This window comes from Burkholderia sp. APQ4-4ca (assembly GCF_057837105.1).
This window is the reverse complement of the sequence record NZ_JBYQCG010000147.1, coordinates 1-4,019: the sequence shown is the minus strand read 5'-3', so window position 1 is coordinate 4,019 and position 4,019 is coordinate 1. Positions and strand designations below refer to the sequence as shown.

Annotated in this window: 7 protein-coding genes; 1 reads left to right on the top strand and 6 read right to left on the bottom strand. The window is 61.1% G+C overall.

The genetic code is table 11. The features are described 5' to 3' along the window. The 3 genes from AC3IFE_RS18185 to AC3IFE_RS18175 all read right to left on the bottom strand — a co-directional run. Positions 1–494: terminase large subunit domain-containing protein (locus AC3IFE_RS18185; RefSeq protein ID WP_489191425.1), on the bottom strand; the 494-nt coding region annotated here is incomplete at its 3' end. Between the two features lie 26 nt (positions 495–520). After that, a complete protein-coding gene (locus tag AC3IFE_RS18180; RefSeq protein ID WP_489191424.1) occupies positions 521–1,024 on the bottom strand; it encodes a hypothetical protein in 504 nt (167 codons plus the stop codon). 194 nt (positions 1,025–1,218) lie between these two features. Beyond that, positions 1,219–1,587: an HNH endonuclease gene (locus AC3IFE_RS18175; protein ID WP_489191423.1), complete on the bottom strand. Its 369-nt coding sequence runs from the start codon at positions 1,585–1,587 to the stop codon at positions 1,219–1,221. A gap of 37 nt (positions 1,588–1,624) precedes the next feature. On the opposite strand from AC3IFE_RS18175, the gene AC3IFE_RS18170 reads away from it, so the two are divergent. Continuing rightward, a complete protein-coding gene (locus tag AC3IFE_RS18170) occupies positions 1,625–2,017 on the top strand; it encodes a hypothetical protein (RefSeq protein ID WP_489191422.1) in 393 nt (130 codons plus the stop codon). Positions 2,018–2,170: 153 nt separating this feature from the next. On the opposite strand, the gene AC3IFE_RS18165 is transcribed toward AC3IFE_RS18170, so the two are convergent. The 3 genes from AC3IFE_RS18165 to AC3IFE_RS18155 all read right to left on the bottom strand — a co-directional run. Continuing rightward, positions 2,171–2,575, bottom strand: coding sequence for a hypothetical protein (locus AC3IFE_RS18165; RefSeq protein WP_489191421.1), 405 nt, complete (start codon positions 2,573–2,575; stop codon positions 2,171–2,173). A 12-nt stretch (positions 2,576–2,587) separates the two neighbouring features. After that, positions 2,588–3,559: a helix-turn-helix domain-containing protein gene (locus tag AC3IFE_RS18160; protein WP_489191419.1), complete on the bottom strand. Its 972-nt coding sequence runs from the start codon at positions 3,557–3,559 to the stop codon at positions 2,588–2,590. Between the two features lie 38 nt (positions 3,560–3,597). Continuing rightward, on the bottom strand, positions 3,598–4,019 hold a 422-nt coding region (locus AC3IFE_RS18155), incomplete at its 5' end, for a replicative DNA helicase (protein WP_489191418.1).

Here is a 4,019-nt window from a genome sequence, read left to right as displayed (position 1 = left end):
ACCTTGATCGAACGCGCCAGCCGTTTCGAACGACGGCACCGGCGACGGTAGTTGTCGAGCGCCGGCTTGAACACGCTCATCGCCTGCTCGCGCGTCGTCGCGATCGTGTACACCTCCGCGCCCTGCTCGCCGTCCATCAGGAACAGGTAATCGCCCTGGCCGGCCTTCCACGTCGACTTGCCGTTCTTGCGCGCGACCTCTTCGTACCCGGTGCGAAAGCGTCGCAGCACGGAATCGACGCGGCGCCAGCCGTACATCACGGCCGTCCAGAACCGCTGCCACGGATCGAGCACCAATGCCTGTCCCGCGAGCGCGCCCTTGATGTGAAAGAACTGTCGCTCGATATAGTCGATGACGTGGTGCGCGTGCCCGGCGCTGAACACAATGCCGCGCGCCGGACCGTCGATCAGATCGACATAGTGGCGCTTGACCGCGAGGAACACGAACTCGCCGACTACAATCTCGCCACGCAACACCGGCAGGCCGTATTCCACGTCCCATCGATGCCGAATGCCTGGAGTTAGGCGGGCAAGCTCGTCGGCCGCGAGCGCGCGTGGTTCAGCAACTCGTCGAACAGGTCGTCCTGTTGGTCCGAGTCGTCCATCTTCGACTTCGCGATCAGCATCGACGGCGTCGTCAGGCAGGCTTCCGGCAAACACTTGAGCAGCCCCTCTTTCAGCGACTTCGCCGCGTAGTAGAGTTGATGCGGCTGCGAATGACCGTTCGGCGTTACCGTCATGAACGACCCGTTATTGATCTTCTCGAAATCGCGCAGCTGCAGCTCGACCTTCACCCAGCGCACGAAGTCAACGCACACGATCGCCAGCGCGACACCGGCAGTCCGGTGCGGCACGCCTTCGGCACGCAACGCGAAACAGAGGTAGTCCCACACCTTGCGATGCGAGGACTCAAAGTGCACCCCGGGCGGCGGCGGCGGCGATTCGATCGCCTTCCCACCGCCGCCGCCCGACGCGCGCGACTCGTCGGCACCGCCGACGTCGGCAAACGGTTGATTCGGACTCATGTGAGGCTTCCCGTAAGCGAGCCGGCGAAAAACTCATCTCGCGTTGCGCGATCGGCTCTATGGGGCGGCTTTCTTAACCCCCCCCTCTTCAAAAAGTGGTCCGCGAAAAAATGCGGCTGAACGTTCGGTCCCAGGCAAGGGTCCGAAAAATTAAAAATACCCCCCCTCGGTCGGGGGCGTCGGCCCGGCTCCGGTCAGCGGCGACCGCGCCCCCGCGCGGCCTCGGTCGCGGTCTTCGCGTCGTGACACGGCTTGCAGATCGACTGCAAGTTCGCCAGCTCGTCGGTTCCGCCTTCGGCCTTCGATACGACGTGGTCGACCGCGACGGCCCGAGCGATCCGGCCTTTCTTCCGGCACGGCACACAGAGCCCGTTGTCGCGCGCGAGCGCTTCACGGCGCAGCTTTGTCCATGCTGTTCCGTATCCACGGGCATGACGCGAGCCGCGCAGGCGATCTGATTGCCAGCCGACTGCGTCACTCGCATGCTCGGCGCAGTAGCCGGGCGTCTCAACCAGTCGGCCGCATCCGTAATGGCGACACTGGGTCGGTGCTTTCTTCGGCACGTTACACTCTCTTCTCTATCAACAAACAAGGACAGCCGTGGACCAAGGAACCCTTACCCGAGAACTCGAAGACGTCAGCGACCGCGAGCGCGAGATCGGTTGCAAGATGACTAAGGCTATGCAAGAGCTATCACTTCTCGAACCCCAAGTTACAGCCGCGACCGACGAACAACGCGCGGATTTGGAGGAACGCCGACGCGAAATCAAGATCGAGATTCGGCAGGCCGGGAAGGAGCTCGTCCATCTGAGCGGCCGACGCATGGCAGCGAACACGCTCATCGACCTTCTGAAGAAAGATGCCAGCGCTACAGCGGGTGATCTGGCCGCAGAGCTTTCGCGTGCGGCCTTCCCGACGCCCGACGAGGGAACTCATTTCGCGGAAATCATCATGGGGTACTACACCGCCCTGCGAGAATGGCGCACGCACTGATCCGAAACGTGAAGCCGTAGGGCCAATGCAAAAAGCCTCGACGCTTTCGCGATCGAGGCTTTGCGATTCTTCCGGGCGAGCGACGGTCCGGCAAAGGCCGCACGCACTCGGTAAAACTCACCGGATCAAATTGTGGATCGAAGTGTAGAACAGCTATTTCGATTCTGCAACACCTTCCGCGATCTTATCGATGATCGTCTGCACCGAGACGTAGCGCGGCGGCGGTTGCACCAACCTCTCCTCGACGGCGCGCTTTGCGTGCGCGAACGCGAAATCGAAGATTGTCGTCGGCCGCACCTTGAGTCCGAGCCGGCGGCAGATCACGAACGGCGGTTTGCGCCAGACGTAGTGCAATTGCAACAGCTTGCGATCCAACGGCATCAGCTTGCGCACCGCGACCTCAACCTTGTTCGCGTCCTCAAGATCGAGCGTCGAGTCGATCGAACGCCCGCCGATCGACGGGAAGTAGATGCTCGCGACAAGCGAATCGCTACCACCTTCGCCACCGCCGTTCCGTTGCGCCCGCGCCCAATTTTCCAATCGCTTTTCAATCGACATTGTTCCCCCGCTTCAATTTTCGTAAAGGCCGACGTGACGCCGGCAATAACCGCGACGCGTCGATCCCGCGCCGAGAATGGACGTGGCGACGTTGGTGCATCGCATGCCGTCGCCGTCAACGTGTGCGCAGCATCGATCGTCGTGCGTTTGCTGGTTCGTCGACTGCCGCTCGCGCTGCAGCGACTGGTTTCGCTTCGCGCGCACCTGATCCCAATTCTTTCGAAGGCGCGCCGGCGAGCGAACCACGGAACACCAGAATCCGTCGCGCAGCGCCCACGCCCACAGCTTTGCGATTTGCTGTGGGTCGAATCCGTCGGCCAACATGCGATCAACGTCCGACGCCCATTCACGAAGATCCGGCTCGCGAGCCCCCGGATCGCTGTCGCGAAGCCGACGAGCCATCCATGCCGCAAGCGCCGCGTAGCCCTCTTGACGATTTCCCTCTCTGCTTGTACCTTCACCGCCCAGGTATACCGACGGCGTTTGAGAGAGAGAGGAAGTTTCGTAATATCTGTTTGTTGGGTTGTTAGTTGGAACGTCGTTCCTGTAACTCCCCGAATTGCCCTCAGAATCGCCGGCCTCCGGCGAGACACGTGAACCAGGTTCGTCAAACTCGCCGGGATTACCAGAACGTAGTTCCTCAAACTTCCCTGAATTACCGGAACGTGGTTCCGACTCGTCGAAGTCAGCGCCGGCAATGTCAAGGTTCAGGTCGTCACGCGCGCGACGCGCAACTTCCTCCGGCACCGTCAGACGATAGTGGCCGTGCGCCCACTTCCGCCCGCTCTTTCGCGACTTCCACCGCTTGATCCAGCCCGCCTGCTCTGCCACGCCGAGATGCTTTGACACGGCGCGCGCCGTCAACGTCGCGCGCCCGGCAATTTCATCGATAGACGGCCAGCAAGTGTCGTCGATCGAATTCGCATACTCGGCTATGACGAACAATACGAGCTTGGTCGTACCAGGCAAGTCGCTCGCGGTCATCGCCCGGCGCCAGGTAAATGATGTTGGCACTCCCGCCATTAATACGCCCCTGTAGGTTCTGCAAAATTCTCGAATCTCGCTAATTCATTTCGGAATGCCAATCTCACCGTAGCAAGTGGTCCGTTCCGCTGTTTTGCGATAATTAGTTCCGCGGTACCCCGGTCCGCGCTATCCGGGTTGTACACCTCGTCTCGGTAAATAAACTGAATAACGTCGGCGTCCTGTTCGATCGCGCCGGACTCGCGAAGGTCGGACATCATGGGCCGCTTGTTCGGGCGCTGCTCGAGCCCACGATTTAGCTGTGACAGCGCGATCACGGGCGCGTCGAATTCCTTCGCCGTCTTTTTCAACTCGCGCGAAATTTGCGATACCTCGCTTGTGCGGTTTTCACCTGATCCGCCATCCCCCGACATCAGCTGTAGGTAGTCGACGATGATCAGGCCTAGTTTTCCGACGACGC